The sequence below is a fragment of the Vibrio phycocola genome, from assembly GCF_053850235.1.
Genome location: NZ_JBSQDJ010000032.1, coordinates 1 through 835, shown reverse-complemented (window position 1 = coordinate 835; position 835 = coordinate 1). Strand labels below are relative to the sequence as shown.

Sequence of the window (835 nt, the reverse complement as noted above, 5' to 3'; positions counted from 1 at the left end):
CCAAGGCATCCACCGTACACGCTTAGTCACTTAACCATACAACCCCAAGGGGTCTGCATGGCAACTAACCAAGGTTTTAGTTGCACTCTCATTGTTTGAATAAGCGAGAGTGCTTTTGATTTTTGCCGGACTCAAAATATGAACATCATCTAGGATGATGTTCCCAAGAACACTTGAATGTGTGTTGGTACCTATATTTCATTAGATGAAACATAGGATTTGAGAACTTTTACAAATAACGATCAATCAAATCGTTATTTTGTCAGCTTTCCAAATTGTTAAAGAGCAAGATAACGTGAACGTTACCATTTTTAAAAACATTCGTTTTATCAAATGTGCTTAAAGATGGTGGGCGATACCGGGTTCGAACCAGTGACCCCCTGCTTGTAAGGCAGGTGCTCTCCCAACTGAGCTAATCGCCCATTATTTAAAGATTATGGTGGAGCTATGCGGGATCGAACCGCAGACCTCCTGCGTGCAAGGCAGGCGCTCTCCCAGCTGAGCTATAGCCCCATAATCTTAAAGTAATGGTGGGTCGTGCAGGATTCGAACCTGCGACCAATTGATTAAAAGTCAACTGCTCTACCAACTGAGCTAACGACCCTTTACTACTTCTTTATAAGAAGTGGTATCCCGTAGGGGAGTCGAACCCCTGTTACCGCCGTGAAAGGGCGGTGTCCTAGGCCTCTAGACGAACGGGACACATTTACTTATTACGTCTCTTTTACTTAAACCTAATCAATCTGTGTGGACACTCGTCTTAATAATCTTCGTATAAGGAGGTGATCCAGCGCCAGGTTCCCCTAGCGCTACCTTGTTACGACTTCACCCCAGT

4 tRNA genes and 1 rRNA gene are annotated in these 835 nt (G+C 44.4%); all 5 read right to left on the bottom strand.

Features of this window, described 5'->3' with window-relative positions:
- Positions 1 to 346: 346 nt before the first annotated feature.
- Positions 347 to 422, bottom strand: a tRNA-Val gene (locus ACWU4D_RS19605).
- Positions 423 to 437: 15 nt separating this feature from the next.
- A tRNA-Ala gene (locus ACWU4D_RS19600) sits at positions 438 to 513 on the bottom strand.
- Between the two features lie 15 nt (positions 514 to 528).
- Positions 529 to 604: transfer RNA gene (locus ACWU4D_RS19595), tRNA-Lys, on the bottom strand.
- Between the two features lie 22 nt (positions 605 to 626).
- Positions 627 to 702, bottom strand: a tRNA-Glu gene (locus ACWU4D_RS19590).
- Positions 703 to 775: 73 nt separating this feature from the next.
- A 16S ribosomal RNA gene (locus ACWU4D_RS19585) occupies positions 776 to 835 on the bottom strand; the annotation flags it as partial.